Source organism: Paenibacillus sambharensis (genome assembly GCF_003233845.1).
Classification (GTDB): domain Bacteria; phylum Bacillota; class Bacilli; order Paenibacillales; family Paenibacillaceae; genus Paenibacillus_I; species Paenibacillus_I sambharensis.
In genome coordinates, this window is record NZ_QKRB01000043.1 from 263740 (window position 1) to 277029 (window position 13290).

General features: G+C 51.7%; 15 protein-coding genes and 2 tRNA genes. 9 read left to right on the forward strand and 8 right to left on the reverse strand.

Features of this window, described 5'->3' with window-relative positions; genetic code table 11:
- Positions 1-10 precede the first annotated feature (10 nt).
- The gene (locus DNH61_RS11145) at positions 11-2152 is read left to right on the forward strand and encodes a DNA topoisomerase III (protein ID WP_111146725.1); all 2142 of its coding nucleotides are present in this window, start codon (positions 11-13) and stop codon (positions 2150-2152) included.
- Between the two features lie 8 nt (positions 2153-2160).
- On the opposite strand, the gene DNH61_RS11150 is transcribed toward DNH61_RS11145, so the two are convergent.
- Positions 2161-2793: a TraX family protein gene (locus tag DNH61_RS11150; RefSeq protein ID WP_111146726.1), complete on the reverse strand. Its 633-nt coding sequence runs from the start codon at positions 2791-2793 to the stop codon at positions 2161-2163.
- A 216-nt stretch (positions 2794-3009) separates the two neighbouring features.
- Between DNH61_RS11150 and DNH61_RS11155 the strand changes: the two genes are divergently transcribed.
- Entirely contained in the window at positions 3010-3468 is a 459-nt protein-coding gene (locus tag DNH61_RS11155) for a GyrI-like domain-containing protein (RefSeq protein WP_111146727.1), read from the forward strand.
- A gap of 37 nt (positions 3469-3505) precedes the next feature.
- Complete coding sequence (locus DNH61_RS11160) at positions 3506-3934, forward strand: hypothetical protein (protein WP_245948137.1); 429 nt, start codon at positions 3506-3508, stop codon at positions 3932-3934.
- A gap of 118 nt (positions 3935-4052) precedes the next feature.
- On the opposite strand, the gene DNH61_RS11165 is transcribed toward DNH61_RS11160, so the two are convergent.
- Entirely contained in the window at positions 4053-5183 is a 1131-nt protein-coding gene (locus tag DNH61_RS11165) for a GGDEF domain-containing protein (protein WP_111146729.1), read from the reverse strand.
- Positions 5184-5306: 123 nt separating this feature from the next.
- Here DNH61_RS11165 and DNH61_RS11170 point away from each other — a divergent pair, with 123 nt between their 5' ends.
- Positions 5307-6446, forward strand: coding sequence for a glycosyltransferase family 4 protein (locus DNH61_RS11170; RefSeq protein WP_111146730.1), 1140 nt, complete (start codon positions 5307-5309; stop codon positions 6444-6446).
- Between the two features lie 55 nt (positions 6447-6501).
- Here DNH61_RS11170 and DNH61_RS11175 read toward each other — a convergent pair whose 3' ends face one another.
- Positions 6502-7542, reverse strand: coding sequence for a YkvI family membrane protein (locus tag DNH61_RS11175; protein WP_111146731.1), 1041 nt, complete (start codon positions 7540-7542; stop codon positions 6502-6504).
- Between the two features lie 136 nt (positions 7543-7678).
- Positions 7679-8383: a hypothetical protein gene (locus DNH61_RS11180; RefSeq protein WP_111146732.1), complete on the reverse strand. Its 705-nt coding sequence runs from the start codon at positions 8381-8383 to the stop codon at positions 7679-7681.
- Positions 8384-8599: 216 nt separating this feature from the next.
- Between DNH61_RS11180 and DNH61_RS11185 the strand changes: the two genes are divergently transcribed.
- From DNH61_RS11185 to DNH61_RS11200, 4 genes are all read left to right on the forward strand, one after another.
- Entirely contained in the window at positions 8600-9169 is a 570-nt protein-coding gene (locus DNH61_RS11185; RefSeq protein ID WP_111146733.1) for a xanthine phosphoribosyltransferase, read from the forward strand.
- 81 nt (positions 9170-9250) lie between these two features.
- Positions 9251-9589 carry a hypothetical protein gene (locus DNH61_RS11190; protein WP_111146734.1) on the forward strand — a complete coding sequence of 113 codons (339 nt, stop codon included), beginning with the start codon at positions 9251-9253 and terminating at the stop codon, positions 9587-9589.
- 107 nt (positions 9590-9696) lie between these two features.
- Complete coding sequence (locus DNH61_RS11195; protein ID WP_111146735.1) at positions 9697-9918, forward strand: hypothetical protein; 222 nt, start codon at positions 9697-9699, stop codon at positions 9916-9918.
- 220 nt (positions 9919-10138) lie between these two features.
- A complete protein-coding gene (locus DNH61_RS11200) occupies positions 10139-10396 on the forward strand; it encodes a hypothetical protein (RefSeq protein WP_111146736.1) in 258 nt (85 codons plus the stop codon).
- Between the two features lie 281 nt (positions 10397-10677).
- Here the strand turns inward: DNH61_RS11200 and DNH61_RS11205 are convergent.
- From DNH61_RS11205 to DNH61_RS11215, 3 genes are all read right to left on the reverse strand, one after another.
- Positions 10678-10764 (reverse strand) — tRNA-Leu (locus DNH61_RS11205).
- Positions 10765-10927: 163 nt separating this feature from the next.
- Positions 10928-11014: transfer RNA gene (locus DNH61_RS11210), tRNA-Leu, on the reverse strand.
- A gap of 141 nt (positions 11015-11155) precedes the next feature.
- On the reverse strand, positions 11156-11881 hold the full coding sequence (locus tag DNH61_RS11215) for an N-acetylmuramoyl-L-alanine amidase family protein (protein ID WP_111146737.1): 726 nt from the start codon (positions 11879-11881) through the stop codon (positions 11156-11158).
- Between the two features lie 184 nt (positions 11882-12065).
- Here DNH61_RS11215 and DNH61_RS11220 point away from each other — a divergent pair, with 184 nt between their 5' ends.
- A complete protein-coding gene (locus DNH61_RS11220) occupies positions 12066-12332 on the forward strand; it encodes a YqzE family protein (RefSeq protein ID WP_245948139.1) in 267 nt (88 codons plus the stop codon).
- A 1-nt stretch (position 12333) separates the two neighbouring features.
- Here the strand turns inward: DNH61_RS11220 and DNH61_RS11225 are convergent, their stop codons facing one another.
- On the reverse strand, positions 12334-13224 hold the full coding sequence (locus DNH61_RS11225) for a hypothetical protein (RefSeq protein WP_111146738.1): 891 nt from the start codon (positions 13222-13224) through the stop codon (positions 12334-12336).
- Positions 13225-13290: the final 66 nt, after the last annotated feature.

Genomic DNA, 13290 nt, shown 5'->3' on the forward strand with positions numbered 1-13290 from the left:
GCTTGATTGGATGAAAGCATTAGTATTAGCAGAGAAACCCAGCGTGGCAAAAGAAATTGCGCGGGTTCTGGGATGCAGCAGCAAGCACAAATCACATTATGAAGGACAGAATTACATCGTAACCTGGGCGCTTGGCCATCTCGTAACGCTTGCGGAGCCGGAAGACTATGATCCCGTCTATAAGCAGTGGAGCCTGGAGACTCTGCCTCTGCTGCCGAATGATATGAAGCTGAAGGTACTGAAGGAAACCTCTCACCAGTACAAGGCCGTTGCAGCGCTTTGCAAGCGTCCGGATATTGGGGAATTCATTATTGCGACGGATGCGGGGCGCGAAGGGGAACTGGTGGCAAGATGGATTATGGAGCTGGTCAAGTGGCGCAAGCCGTTCAAACGGCTGTGGATCTCTTCGCAGACCGATCAGGCTATCAAGGAAGGCTTCAAGCAGCTGCGGCCGGGCAGGGAATATGATCACCTGTATGCGTCTGCAGTGTGCCGGGCGGAAGCGGACTGGCTGATTGGGCTTAATGTTACGCGGGCGCTGACCTGCAAGTATAACGCTCAGCTGTCGGCAGGCCGTGTTCAGACACCAACGCTGTCAATCCTGATGAAGCGGGAGGATGAGATCAACAGGTTCATTCCGCAGCCTTACTGGACGCTGGAAGCGGACTGCGGGTCCTTCAAGGCCCATTGGCGGGAGAAGGAAAATCATGATGGACGCATCATGGAGAAGGAAACCGCTGAGTCGCTGGTCAATCAGCTTGCGCGCGCGGAGGCTGTCGTCGTGAAGCTCAGAACCTCGGAGAAGCAAGAGCCTCATCCGCTTGCTTATGATCTGACAGAGCTGCAGCGTGATGCCAACCGGCGGCTTGGCTTCTCCGCAAAGCAGACTTCCACTGTGTTACAGCGTCTGTATGAACAGCACAAGCTGGTGACTTACCCGCGTACCGACTCCCGCTATTTGAGCTCTGATATGGTGTCTACGTTAAAGAGCAGGATGCAAAGTATCGCTGGAGCCAGCCCGTATGCTCCTCTGGCGAAGAAGCTGCTGCGCGGATCACTTGCCGCAACGAAGCGTATTGTCGATGACAGCAAGGTGACAGACCACCATGCCATTATTCCAACCGATCAGTATGTGCAGCTGGGAGCACTCAGCAATGAGGAGAGAAAGCTGTATGATCTGATTGTCAGGCGGTTCATGGCTTTATTTTGTGAGCCTTACCGTTACGAGGAGACCAGTGTTGTGCTGGAAGCGGCAGGTCACCGCTTCTATGCGAGAGGCAGAGTGCCCAAGCAGGAAGGCTGGCGGGAAGCTTATGGCAGCATTCAGAATCTGCCAGAGGATGATGCGGATGAGCAGGGGGATGCTGATTCCCATGGGGAGCCGGATCAGCTGCTTCCAGAGCTGAAGGAGGGACAGCGGATTCCGCTGAAGGCCGTCAAGTACAAGGAGCGCCGCACGGAGCCGCCAGCTCGTTATTCAGAGGCATCGCTGCTCACTCAGATGGAGAAGCATCAGCTTGGAACGCCGGCCACCAGGGCTGATATCATCGAGAAGCTGCTGTCTTCCGATACAATTGAGCGCAGCGGCAGCCGTCTGAAGCCGACTGGCAAGGGCAAGCAGCTGATCGAGCTGGTAGTGGATGAGCTGCAGAGTCCCGAGATGACGGCAAGCTGGGAGGCGGAGCTGGAACGCATAGCGAAAGGGAAAGGCAACCGGGAAGCGTTCATGACGGGGATCCGCGAGCAGGCGGCCAAATGGGTAGAGGAAATCAAGCAGGAGACGAAAACGTACAAACCGCATAATTTGACCCATTCCCGGTGCCCGGAATGCAGCAAGCCGCTCATGGAAGTGAAGAGCAAGAGAGGACGCTCGCTCGTATGCTCAGACCGTGAATGCGGATTCCGCCGCGCGGCTGAGCCCGCTCTCTCGAACAAGCGTTGTCCGCAGTGCCGGAAGAAGATGGAGATTCATACCGGCAAAGCGGGGAAATATGCCCAGTGCCGCCACTGCAATGTGATCGAAATGCTGGACGGCAGCAAGGCGCCCCGCGGGAAGGTCAACAAGCAGGCAATTGAGAAGTACTCCGATAATGTTTCGCTGACCGGGGGCCTGGCGGATGCGCTTAAAGCGGCATTGGAGAAGAAGGATTAATGGGCTTCTCAGCTCTTTAGCAGAAGGTCGGCCGTCCCCAGAGCAATTAGATGGACCGGATAGAAGCTGCGCCAGATATAACGCGGGATGACGAGCTTATCGGAGAGCCGCAGCACATGCGGGAGGTAGGCTAGAATGAACGTCGAGCCAATACTGTACATCTGCGAGAACCATCCTGGCATGGCGGCAGCGTACAACACATTCAAGACGAAGTGCAGCAGCACCATCAGGCTTGATTGGGTATAACGGTAGATCAGAACTAGCAGAAGGGCATAGCTTCCGTAATTAAAGGACAGGAGATCAAGTGCCAGAAAGCCGGCAGCCAATATTAGTGACACAGCGGCGGGATGCTTATAGAGGTCGATTAGCCGCAGCACCACGAGGCAAACAAGGAGTGTCCCGACGACATTGATATCGTCACCGCCGAGCGCCCATTGATACGGAAGCTGGGAGATGACGCCGATTACTGCCAGTCTCAGCATGTAACGGCGGGTATTTCGCGTTAGCCTATAGCCAAGCACCAGCGCATAAGCATAGAAAGGGAAAGCCAGCCTGCCGATAATCCGCCACGTAGGATCATCAGGAAAGAAAACAATCCCTGTGTGATCGATCAGCATAGTCAGCATGGCGAGCAGCTGCATGGGTTCACCGCCTGTTCCGCTCGAATATGAGCATATAATGGAGTATTATAGCGAACTCAAGATCCGGCGTAAAATAATAGGTCAACGGTTAAGCGGGCAAAGGGACTGTAAGTCCCGGAGTTTCGCCGACAGGCTTATCGTGGTACACTAAAAGACAGGACCGCAGCAACCTTGGGTCCTAGGCACCTATTATTCCAGATCCGGGGAGGTAACAAAATGGACAATTGCATGCTGGTAAAGAAACCGTCGCTAAACCTGGTAGGAATCAGTTACTCAGGTCCTTATTCCACGTTTCCTGATGAAGCAATCCGGCTGCAGAACGACTTCATGGCCCGAAAGCATGAGCTGAACGATAATGTTAAGTCGGCTGTTTTGTTTAGTCCCTACTTTGGCAATGAAGTGTTCGCTACTTATTGGGCCGCTCTTGAAACACATCATATGAGCTCTGTGCCAAGCGGGATGGTTCAGCTGACTATTCCTGAGCATGAGTATGCAGTTGTGACAACAACGAATAAGCGGATTGGGGAAGGGTATGAGCAAATCTCGGCCTGGATGAATGAGAAGGGCCTGAAGAAGCATGATTATGCATTGGCTATTGAAGTGTTCTTCGTAGATGCTCACCTGGATGAAGAGACGGTCGAGCTCTGGATACCCGTGAGGGATGCAGAGGAATAGGGCATCTGTCAGCACACATATGCAGGAGGTCTGTTCCTTGAGGGGTTTGAAGGCAGGAACGACGATCAGGGGAGCGGCGGCAGGACTGACCGCGGGAATTGGGCTTGGGCTTCTGATGAAGTTTATCCAATATGCTTCAGGTGAGCGTGTTTATACGCTGCTGCTCAATATTGATTTTGTGCCGGGCGTGGGGGCCAGACTGCCTGAAGCAGTCGAATTCCTGCTCCATATAGCTGTTGCAGTACCGATCGGCATTCTGTATATACAAATTGTACAGCGCCTCGGTAATTCTGTTCCATGGGCTGTTGCAGCAGGCTTGCTGCCTGCCGTAATAACCTGGCTGCCGCTGACGCAATGGTCTGCGCGTACGCCGTCTCCGGACGATGCTGGAGCTTTCATCTGGTGGATCGCAGGGCATCTGGTGTTCGGCATGCTGCTTGTGCCATTCCGGAGAACTTATACATAAGGTTAGCTGCTCTACGTAAGCAATGCTGGTCATCAACAGAACAAAGAAGAAGGACAGCGAGCCGCTGCTCCCTGGCGGCTTGCTGTCCTAAGCTGCTGATACGCGGCTCCCTGTCCCTTTAGGATGATTTGGCGCGTGACGGCCGGAAGGCCGTCACTTTATTTTTTCCGGTAGTTTTGGATATGTACATGGCCTCATCAGCCTGCTTAACGGCCTCTTCAATGGTAATCTTGTCTGTTACCGTGCTCCATCCGACACTAACCGTGACAGGTGTTTCGGCTTCCACCCGCTCACGGATGACTTCGGCCACATCAGCCGCTTTGACATCGGGTCTGGCTACGGCTGCAACCAGCTCTTCCCCGCCGTATCTTCCTGCTGTACCGCAGCCGGAGGTTTCATCAGTTATAATGCCGGCAACCTGCTTCAGCACCAGGTCTGCCTGATGGTGGCCTTTCGTATCATTCAGGCGTTTGAAGTTGTCAATGTCGCAGAAGATGACCGATACAGGGAGCCCCTTGCTCAGATACCTCCCGGTCTTCTTCAGGAAATGCTGCCGGTTGAACAACCCGGTAAGGCCATCGCGGATAGAGGATACATACACATTTCGCATTCGTTCAACGACACGCTCGAACAGGATGAGAAACAGGAACAGGAAGTACAAGGCAGGCAGCAGATGAATGACTGCCCCTAACAACGAGTCCTGCGGTGTCTGTGCCGAGGAAGCGATAATGAAGGCAAAATAGACAGCCAGCGAGAGCGCATACTTGGTCTTCTGCCTGATACGCGGCAGCACGACAGATAACAGCAGTGCGCACGCAACGATCCCAGCGAGTCCGAGTGGTCGAAGGGTGATGCCGCCTGGTCCGATACCCCCGGCGGGCAGAGCGGAGGCATTCCACTGCACGGCGGCAGCACCAGCTGCGCCGGCTGCAAAAGCCAGCAGCGCGAAACGGTCCAATTTTCCGGGGAGGGTATACAGCTCGAGCATAGCAAAGTTTATAATAATAAATGAAAGCAGCCCAAGTCCAAGATCTGCGGCTGCAGGCAATCCAGCGCTTGGTATGATCCCGAGGATGTGGACTAATGACAGGACCAGCCCTGTGTTGAGAAGCATATAAGCGCCGCGCCGCAGATTCCTGCGCTGCAGCAGAATAGACATCGACAGCATCAGGAGATTAATGGTGGCAGCGGCTGAGGCGCCTGCTAACTGCCCGTTAGGTCCGGCGAGCCAATTCAGTACATTCATCATATTCAGTCCCTACATTTCATTAAAAGTCTCTACATAAGCTTGTCTGTTACCGTTACAGAAACGTATGTTCTATACTAGCATATCTCTGACAGGTTTTAAACGACTTACTTAGGAGGATTGCCTATGAATATTTTACAAGCCTTGTTTTTCCCTCCCGAACAGCCGGGCGGAGTATCCTCCATGGTCCCTTATATTCAGGAGAGATTCAACCGGATGGGCTGGAATATGGAGCTGTTCTCCCTGCCGAAGCGGATACGGGGCAAAGGACAAGGGAAGGTGGTATTTGATACCTTCGATGCAAGTGCCTATGAGGGTACACCGATTGTTGATAAATACCTGCAAACGTACCTGGATTATGTATGGTGGACCTCTATGCGCATTAAGAAGAAATATGATCTGATTCATGCCCATCATCCGATAGCGGCACTGGTTATGAAGCAGCTGTTCCCGGACACGCCGGTTCTGCTGACCATCCACTCCAGTTATGAGCGCGAGCTGATCCTGAACGGGCGCATCGCTCCTGATGGTGCAGAGCAGCAGTTTCTCACGGCTATTTATGGCGAGCTTGAGACCAAGATGGACCGGATCTTAACGGTTTCGGATTCTTTCCGCTCTTACCTTGCTCCTCATATGCGCGATGCATCAGCTATCCATGTTATTCCGAACGGGTTTGACGAGAAGCGCTTCAAGCCTATTCATCACGAGAATGAAGTGCCCCAGCTTATCACGGTGTGCCGCCTTGTTCCTGCCAAGGGTCTGGATATCCTGCTGCATGCCTGTGCGCTTCTGAAGCGGCGCGGTTACACATTTGTCCTGCATATTATCGGGGACGGCCCGATGCGCAAGGAACTCGAGCAGCTGGCAATCGAACTCGACTTATACGATGAAATTATCTTCTATGGTTACATGCTTCACCCGGAAGAATTCATGCCATTCTTTGATATCTTTGTCCTGCCATCACGTGCAGAGGCATTCGGTTCTGTGTTTGCGGAGGCGGCGCTGTGCTGGCTTGCGCTGGTCGGAACGGACGTAGGCGGTATTGCGGAGCAGATCGAGAATGAAGTGAATGGGCTTCTTGTGACGCCTGAAGACCCAGAGGCCTTGTCTGCGGCGCTTGAGAAGCTCGTGTCCGATCCGACCTATCGTTACAACATGGCCCGGGCAGCCTGGTCGAAAGCCAAGAATGTCTATTCCCTCCAGCGTGTTATCAGTCAATTGAAGGATATCTACAAGTTATATCGGACAGAAGGCGCGGAATCATAACGAAGAGAGGAGAAAACCTGCTCTTCTCCTCTCACACGATCATGCCTGCTTGTAATCAGAGGGTAGGGCGGTCTTGCCGCCTTCGAATAATTAAGTACATCCAGCCGAGACTGACCGCACCGAACATGGGATACAGGGTGGATAGCAGCATTTCAAATCCGATCTGGGACAGCAGGAAGCAGAAAATCAGAATGCAGCCAGTTAAAGCTTGGCGAGAAAGGCCGACCCGTTCTTCAAGCTGCAGGGTCAGTCCGTAGACATCGGAGATGAGTGTAGTGAAAATTTCGGCAAAGATCAGAAAGAGGTAAATCCATTGAATGCCGGGGCCAAGCTGCTTGGCGATGCCTCCCATTGGTATGGCAAGCTGTGAGATGCCCGGCATCTGCGTGGAAAGCGCGATATGTCCGACCAGCAGCATAAATCCGATGCCGATTCCCCCGGCGCATGCCCCGGCGATGATCGTTCGGCGATCGTTAATTCTGCTGCCCAAAGGGACTAGCACAGCTTGTGCCAAGGACAGATTAAACGCTGCGTAAAGAAATGGCGAAGCCCAGGCGGACAGCGGAGAGATATGGTCGGCAGTAAACACCCACCGTTCTCCTTCGTTTGTCATGAGGGTGTCCGCAATAAGGATAACGGTGAACAGCAGCATGAAGGGGACAACAACGGAATTGACGGTAACGATAGCATTCATGCCTCTGAGCAGCAGCACGTAACAGGCGGCCATTGTAATAATCAGGCCAGTCTGATAGGGGATACCGAAGTGTTCCTCAAATATGGCACCGCCGCCGGCCAGCATTACCGCACTGACCCCGAAGAGTACAACCATCATAAAATAGCTGACCCATACCCCGAAACGGGGTCCAAACAGGTGCTTGTTCAAATCTTCATAAGAGCGGGCGCCGATTCCGGCTGCGAGGAGCATCATTTTGGCGCCAAGCCAGACGAACAGAATCATAGCAATACCGATGGAAATTGTGCCCCAATAGCCGTAACGGGTAAAAAACTGAAGGATCTCCTGGCCGGTGGCAAAGCCGGCGCCAACAACGGTTCCTATGTAAGTGAAGGCAATTTGCAGCACTTTAACCGGCTTCATACGCGAAAGTCCTCCCTGCATATAAGTCATAAAGACGCTGCTGATGTGCAGCAGTCTTCACCTATTCATATGCGTTTGGGAGGACAGGCATGACAAGCACGGCAGAGACAATCGGGAGAATAAGTCGGTAGAGATGTTACTCCGAGTAGGGGAACAGCTTCATGGAGACAATCCGGCTTGTGTCAGGTTCAAGATCCAGCTTTAGCATGGTTTGGTCAGCTGTGTAGGAGAGGACGTACTTCGTACTGCTGTGAGGAGTGCCAAGAGTCTTCTTGGCCTTGTCTCCTTCGTCGCCGATGAGCAGTTTGGCGATACCAGTCTGCAACCCCTCGCCGTACACCTCAACGAAGTGGACAACTCCATCATCACTGAACCCTACTGTGAACCCTTCATAATCATAGACTTCGACCTGACTCTTGCGCTCGTTCAGCGTATAGGACTCATCGGGAGAGCCGTACTGCTTGATGACACTGCTGCGGGAATCACCTAGGGATATACCCTTCAGGGAAGGCGAAGATAACCAGGCTTCTAACGCATCCTTCTGGCTGACGGATGATTCGCTAGCCGCATTAGACAGCCTGCCGGAACCCTGCTTGCGGTCTTCGACGGTGTCCGATATGGCGGGGGATTGTTCCGTGATTCGTTTGTTTAAGGCCTGCTGCGGACTGTCAGCCGTAATTTCCGGTGACTGCGAGACAGGTGAAGAATAGCCGCCTGTTGAGGTGTTTCCGGCCAGCCCTTCTTCATTATTGTCGGAACAGGCCGCGGTTATGGTGATCACAGCCATTAAGGCAAGCGGAATGGAATACCGTCTCGTGCGGCGGCTGATTCGATAGCTCACTGATGGGCCTCCTTTCGTATTGGCGGTACCGGTATGTGCTTCCTTCCAGCACGCTACCAAAAAAACCATATGTATGTATGACGAAATAATCCGAAAAAAGTTTCGTTTCGAAGCATTTGATTTCCTTAGAACCGGGGCAGCAGAATCGAGTTGCGCCTCGTATGCAAGCTATGGTAATTTAACGTAAAGGGTTTAGGGTGGAAGGAACGTGAAACGATGGATCTGTTAAAAGAAATCATTCTAAAAGAAGCTTCAATAATGACAAGCGATGTCCTTAAACTAGACGCAGTCCTAAATCACCAGGTGGATCCCGTGCTGATCATGGAAATGGGCAGGGAATTCGCCCGGAGGTATGCTGAAGCATCCATAACCAAAGTTATTACAGTTGAATCGTCGGGCATTCCGATTGCCTTCGCAACGGCATTGACGCTGGGCGTTCCGCTGATCTTCGCGAGACGGAAGAAAACCCTGATCGCTGACCCGGATGCATTCAGTGAACGAGTGCCTTCCTTTACGAAAGGAATCGTGACCGATATCATGGTGTCGAGACAGTTTCTTACACCGGCTGACAAGGTGCTGTTCATTGACGACATTATCGCCAACGGGGATGCGGCACGAGGTTTAATCAAGATTATCGAGCGCTCCGGTGCAGAGCTTGTGGGACTTGGGATCGTAGTCGAAAAATCGTTCCAGGCTGGCGGACGCACGATCCGTGAGCAGGGAATTCGAGTAGAGTCACTTGTAAAGATTGCCTCTCTTGATAATGGACAAATAACATTCGAGTAAGAACTTCCCTTGCTCGCTCACTTTCCCTGAGGGAGAATTTAATTTATAATAGGGATAAGTGACCGAGGGGAGGCAGAAAAAATGGAAAAACTGGAGCTGTCCGTATCTTTCTTTGAGACGAAGTTGTCCACGGCCAAGACGCACTTTGAACGTGCGCTCGACTGCAAACATACAGAATTCGATGATTTGTACCCTTATATGGTGGAACATCCGCAATTTTTCTGGTATAAGCGCTATGTTGCCTGGTCGGAGCTGCTGACGATTGTTAAGCTTTGTGAAGAGCTTAACGTGGAATGGCGGACACAGTTCACGGATCGACAGGCCGAGTACATCGACAAGCGTGTGATGTCCTCCCGTGTGCTGGATGAGTGGTACGAGACGAATGATCTGCGTGAAACAGTCGGTCATTCAGAAGAGTAGCAATTAGTAGATCCGCGTGTAGACGTAGAGCCCATACAGGACTTATACCGCCTTCAGCCAGGACCTGGTTGAAGGCTTTTCTTTCACGGATAGGGAGGAGATCATAGATGATTTCAGAGGATCAACTGGATGAGTATCGGGTGCAGGGGGTCCAGGTGCGGGTTGAGCGGGATGAGATGGAAGCGAACGACGTGGTAGGTATCGTCGTTGCCTGGGATGATGAACAGGTTATGATCCGCAAGCCAAGCAGACGTGTTGTAAAGCTAAGCCGTACGTACCGCTACGTGCCTGCAAGCACACCCAGGCAGAATGGACAATGGGAGTCGTAGTGCAAGACTCCTATCGCCTGATTTGTCAGAAATTTATAAAGATTTTGATAAAATTACCTTTTGCCCGCTTGTTAAAGCAAAATTCTGTGTTATGCTATTAAAAAATAGAAGGCTAGAAGGCAAATCTGCATGAAGGAATGCTGTTTCACTAAAGGCCGGCCCGTTTAATAGTTAGATAGGATAGGGAGTTATAGAGATACCATACAAGGAGATGAAAGCTATGAATCCAACAATGAAACAATACTTCGATGAACTGTATAAGACGACCAGCGAACTGTTGGATCGGATCAAGCGTTATGAGCGTGCAGACAGCCACGCGGAAGAAATCAAGAATATGTATGTCACATTTTATGATATCGAATATACGAAGGCCATGCAGGTGAATGATCGTGACTGGATGGAGAGAGCGGTCATGAAGCTGGAGAATATGAAGCTGAGATTGCTCACCATTATGGAGGACAGACTGTATACGGCGTAAGATGCAACTTATGCTTGCCATACAAGTTTTGCTGCGCAGCACTATACCTTTCCGAAACAGCCCCTTCTAATCCCGGCAGTTGTACAGGACTCCACTCATCGGCACTACAATGATCCTAATAGGAAGTCAGGAGTCCGCTGCGGCTTAACCCGCGTACGGGCTCCTGTTCTGTTATAAGAGCTGCTCATGCATATTCGTTCGGACCAGATAACGTGTGTACAAAAAAAAGGTTTATGAGCCAGCTGGTAGCTGAGTTCATAAACCTGTTCGCTGAATATGTATGGTGCGGTCGAGAGGACTCGAACCTCCACGGCTGTTAAACCACTAGAACCTGAATCTAGCGCGTCTGCCAATTCCGCCACGACCGCATGTGATTGAACACAAGAAATAATATATCATGCTGATAAACTAAAGTCAATACAGCTGGCGGAAAAATTTCATTTGAATATTTCGATGATTCGCCATGAGCAGGGAATAAAAAACAGGATCATAAATGCCAAAGCAATTTATGACCCTGTTGATACCTATGTATGGTGCGGTCGAGAGGACTCGAACCTCCACGGCTGTTACACCACTAGAACCTGAATCTAGCGCGTCTGCCAATTCCGCCACGACCGCATGTAAATCGAATGCCTGAAGTTCATATATTAAGACTTCGTTAACAGCCCCGATCACGTAGAACATCTTAGCATGCCGGCTGAAATCAAGTCAAGCCAAAGTACAATGTTCCAATTTTCAGTTTATTAGAGCAGCAGCTGGTTATCCGGCAACGATCATATACTGACGGATTCCGCTGCAGATCGCTTCGGCAATCCGCTGCTGCTGTCTTGGGTTTATCAGCATCCGTCTGTCCCGTTCGCTGCTCAGGAAGCCGGTTTCTACAATCACCGCTGGACACTTTACCCGATTAAGCAGGAAGTAAGAACGGCTTACCTGGGGTCTGCGGCTGCGGCTCATCTGCTGCTCCACATTGAGGGTGTTCTGGATAAACGCAGCGAGAACGGCGCTTCTGCCTTCCGGCTGATGAATGACTACCGGGCCATGTGCTGCGCGGTAGCTGGACCAGTTGACATGTAGGCTGACAAAGGCCGAAACCGGGATTTCTTCAGATAACTGTTTGCGCTGGGACAGATCCTTGCGGTGACGGGAACGTGTAAAGTGCCAGCGGTTCTCTTCGCTAAGCGCGTAATCGCCCGTGCGGTTCATCACGGCATTGATATGGTGACTACGCAGCAGCAGATACAGCCGGGCAGCAATCGCAAGATTAATATCCTTTTCCTTGACAGAATTCCAGCTTGTTCCGCTGTCTATACCGCCATGTCCCACATCGATAAGAACCTCTGCTTCGGGCATCATGCCGTGCGGAAGAGGACGGGTATCGTGCTGCGCAGATGCTGTGTTGACGTGGCAGTTCAGCAAGAGGCCAAGCGCCAATAATGCCGCTGCGAAGCGGGGTAAGGCGCCGTATGTTATGGAAAGAGGCATGCTCAAATTCATCTCCGCTTAGTCATTTTGTAGTGATTCATGTCCTGTTGACCTCTTTATCATGCACTTAAATGCCGCTTTCATTCATTGCCATGCCAGCAGTTTAAACACTTGGGTCCGCGGGAATAATAGACGTACGAGCAAAGGACGGACATAAGAGGCTAACCAGAAATGGAGTGCGTAGATGAAGATGAAGGACGGGGCCGAGTATGTGAAATATGTGACTGCCCGATTGGTAAGATATATCGATACCCCGACGGAGCAAAGGCGCCAAAACCGCATAGATGCCAAGAAACGCAAAGAGCCGTGGCTTGTCAAATGGTTCGGATGGGCGCCCTACAGTATTCTATTGTGGTATCGTTCAGTAAAGTCAAAGGTGCGGCCTCGCGCCGGAGTGAAGCCGGACCTGGGAAAGACAGAAGAGAGCAATCATGGCGGAGGTACAGGTTAATTTATTCATAGACTGAAGCGTGACGTTTAACTTCATCGTAGAGAAAATAACGGGTGCCTTCTTCTTGTTCAATCTGAATATAAGCGATACCGCCGGTCCAGACATGGATGCCATTCAGCGGGGCAACTGCAAGCCAAGAACCGTCGAACCATTCAGAGGTAAGCCGCAGTTCTGCTTTTCCGGACAGCTTGCCTGCCAGCATCTTGCTGTCTTTGATCCGGAGCGGCTGGCCAGTTAGCCAAGGAAGTCGTGCGTACAGATCAAAGGACTGTCCGCGGACTGCTCTCTCCAGCTTGGGACTAGAAGCCAGGCTGGTTACACCGGTCAATAGATAGCTGGATTCACCCGCCTCAGCCGTGCTGGCCCACTGTTCAGCACCGATCGGGAGCTCTTCGGCGGTGTAAGCATCAAGGTACAGAGAAGTCCCTTCTGTTGTGTGGATATGCCATACTGCCAATAATGGATTGATATACAGCCTTTCCTTAAGGAGAGGCTTATTGCCGTTGTCTGCTGCAGTCAGGCCCAAGCGGGCAAGGCCATCATGAAGAGTGGACATGGCGAACAGCGGATGCTCGCCAAGCCCGTACTCGGTCAGATGATAGCCTCGGTCATTCGGCAAAGCATGGACGATCATATACCCGGTTGTCTTGTTGCCATTAAGGAAATGAACGACCCAGCCATGGGTGCCAGGGCCAATCGGCATAATTTCCCGTTTAGCCGTGAGCAGCTTCTTGAAGCCCGGCTCGGCGCCGAGGCCCTTAAGCCAGGTGTCGATCTGTCTGTTCAGCTTGTCGGATGAAGCAGGCTTTACTGCTTGTCCGGCGGCAAAGGCGTCCGCAGAATATGAGAAGAGCAGCAGGGTTATCAGCAGCGATGCAGATAGGAAGCGCAAGATAGAATCTTCTCCTTTATAGTGGAATAGTGGAATAGGTACTGACTTCAGTACAGTCATTGTAGC

Coding starts and splice junctions, on each gene's coding strand:
- DNH61_RS11145 (WP_111146725.1), top strand. CDS start 11: ATGAAAGCATTAGTATTAGCAGAGAAACCCAGCGTGGCAAAAGAAATT.
- DNH61_RS11190 (WP_111146734.1), top strand. CDS start 9,251: ATGGAAAAACTGGAGCTGTCCGTATCTTTCTTTGAGACGAAGTTGTCC.
- DNH61_RS11220 (WP_245948139.1), top strand. CDS start 12,066: ATGAAGATGAAGGACGGGGCCGAGTATGTGAAATATGTGACTGCCCGA.
- DNH61_RS11195 (WP_111146735.1), top strand. CDS start 9,697: ATGATTTCAGAGGATCAACTGGATGAGTATCGGGTGCAGGGGGTCCAG.
- DNH61_RS11150 (WP_111146726.1), bottom strand. CDS start 2,793: ATGCAGCTGCTCGCCATGCTGACTATGCTGATCGATCACACAGGGATT.
- DNH61_RS11155 (WP_111146727.1), top strand. CDS start 3,010: ATGGACAATTGCATGCTGGTAAAGAAACCGTCGCTAAACCTGGTAGGA.
- DNH61_RS11185 (WP_111146733.1), top strand. CDS start 8,600: ATGGATCTGTTAAAAGAAATCATTCTAAAAGAAGCTTCAATAATGACA.
- DNH61_RS11175 (WP_111146731.1), bottom strand. CDS start 7,542: ATGAAGCCGGTTAAAGTGCTGCAAATTGCCTTCACTTACATAGGAACC.
- DNH61_RS11215 (WP_111146737.1), bottom strand. CDS start 11,881: ATGCCTCTTTCCATAACATACGGCGCCTTACCCCGCTTCGCAGCGGCA.
- DNH61_RS11170 (WP_111146730.1), top strand. CDS start 5,307: ATGAATATTTTACAAGCCTTGTTTTTCCCTCCCGAACAGCCGGGCGGA.
- DNH61_RS11200 (WP_111146736.1), top strand. CDS start 10,139: ATGAATCCAACAATGAAACAATACTTCGATGAACTGTATAAGACGACC.
- DNH61_RS11165 (WP_111146729.1), bottom strand. CDS start 5,183: ATGATGAATGTACTGAATTGGCTCGCCGGACCTAACGGGCAGTTAGCA.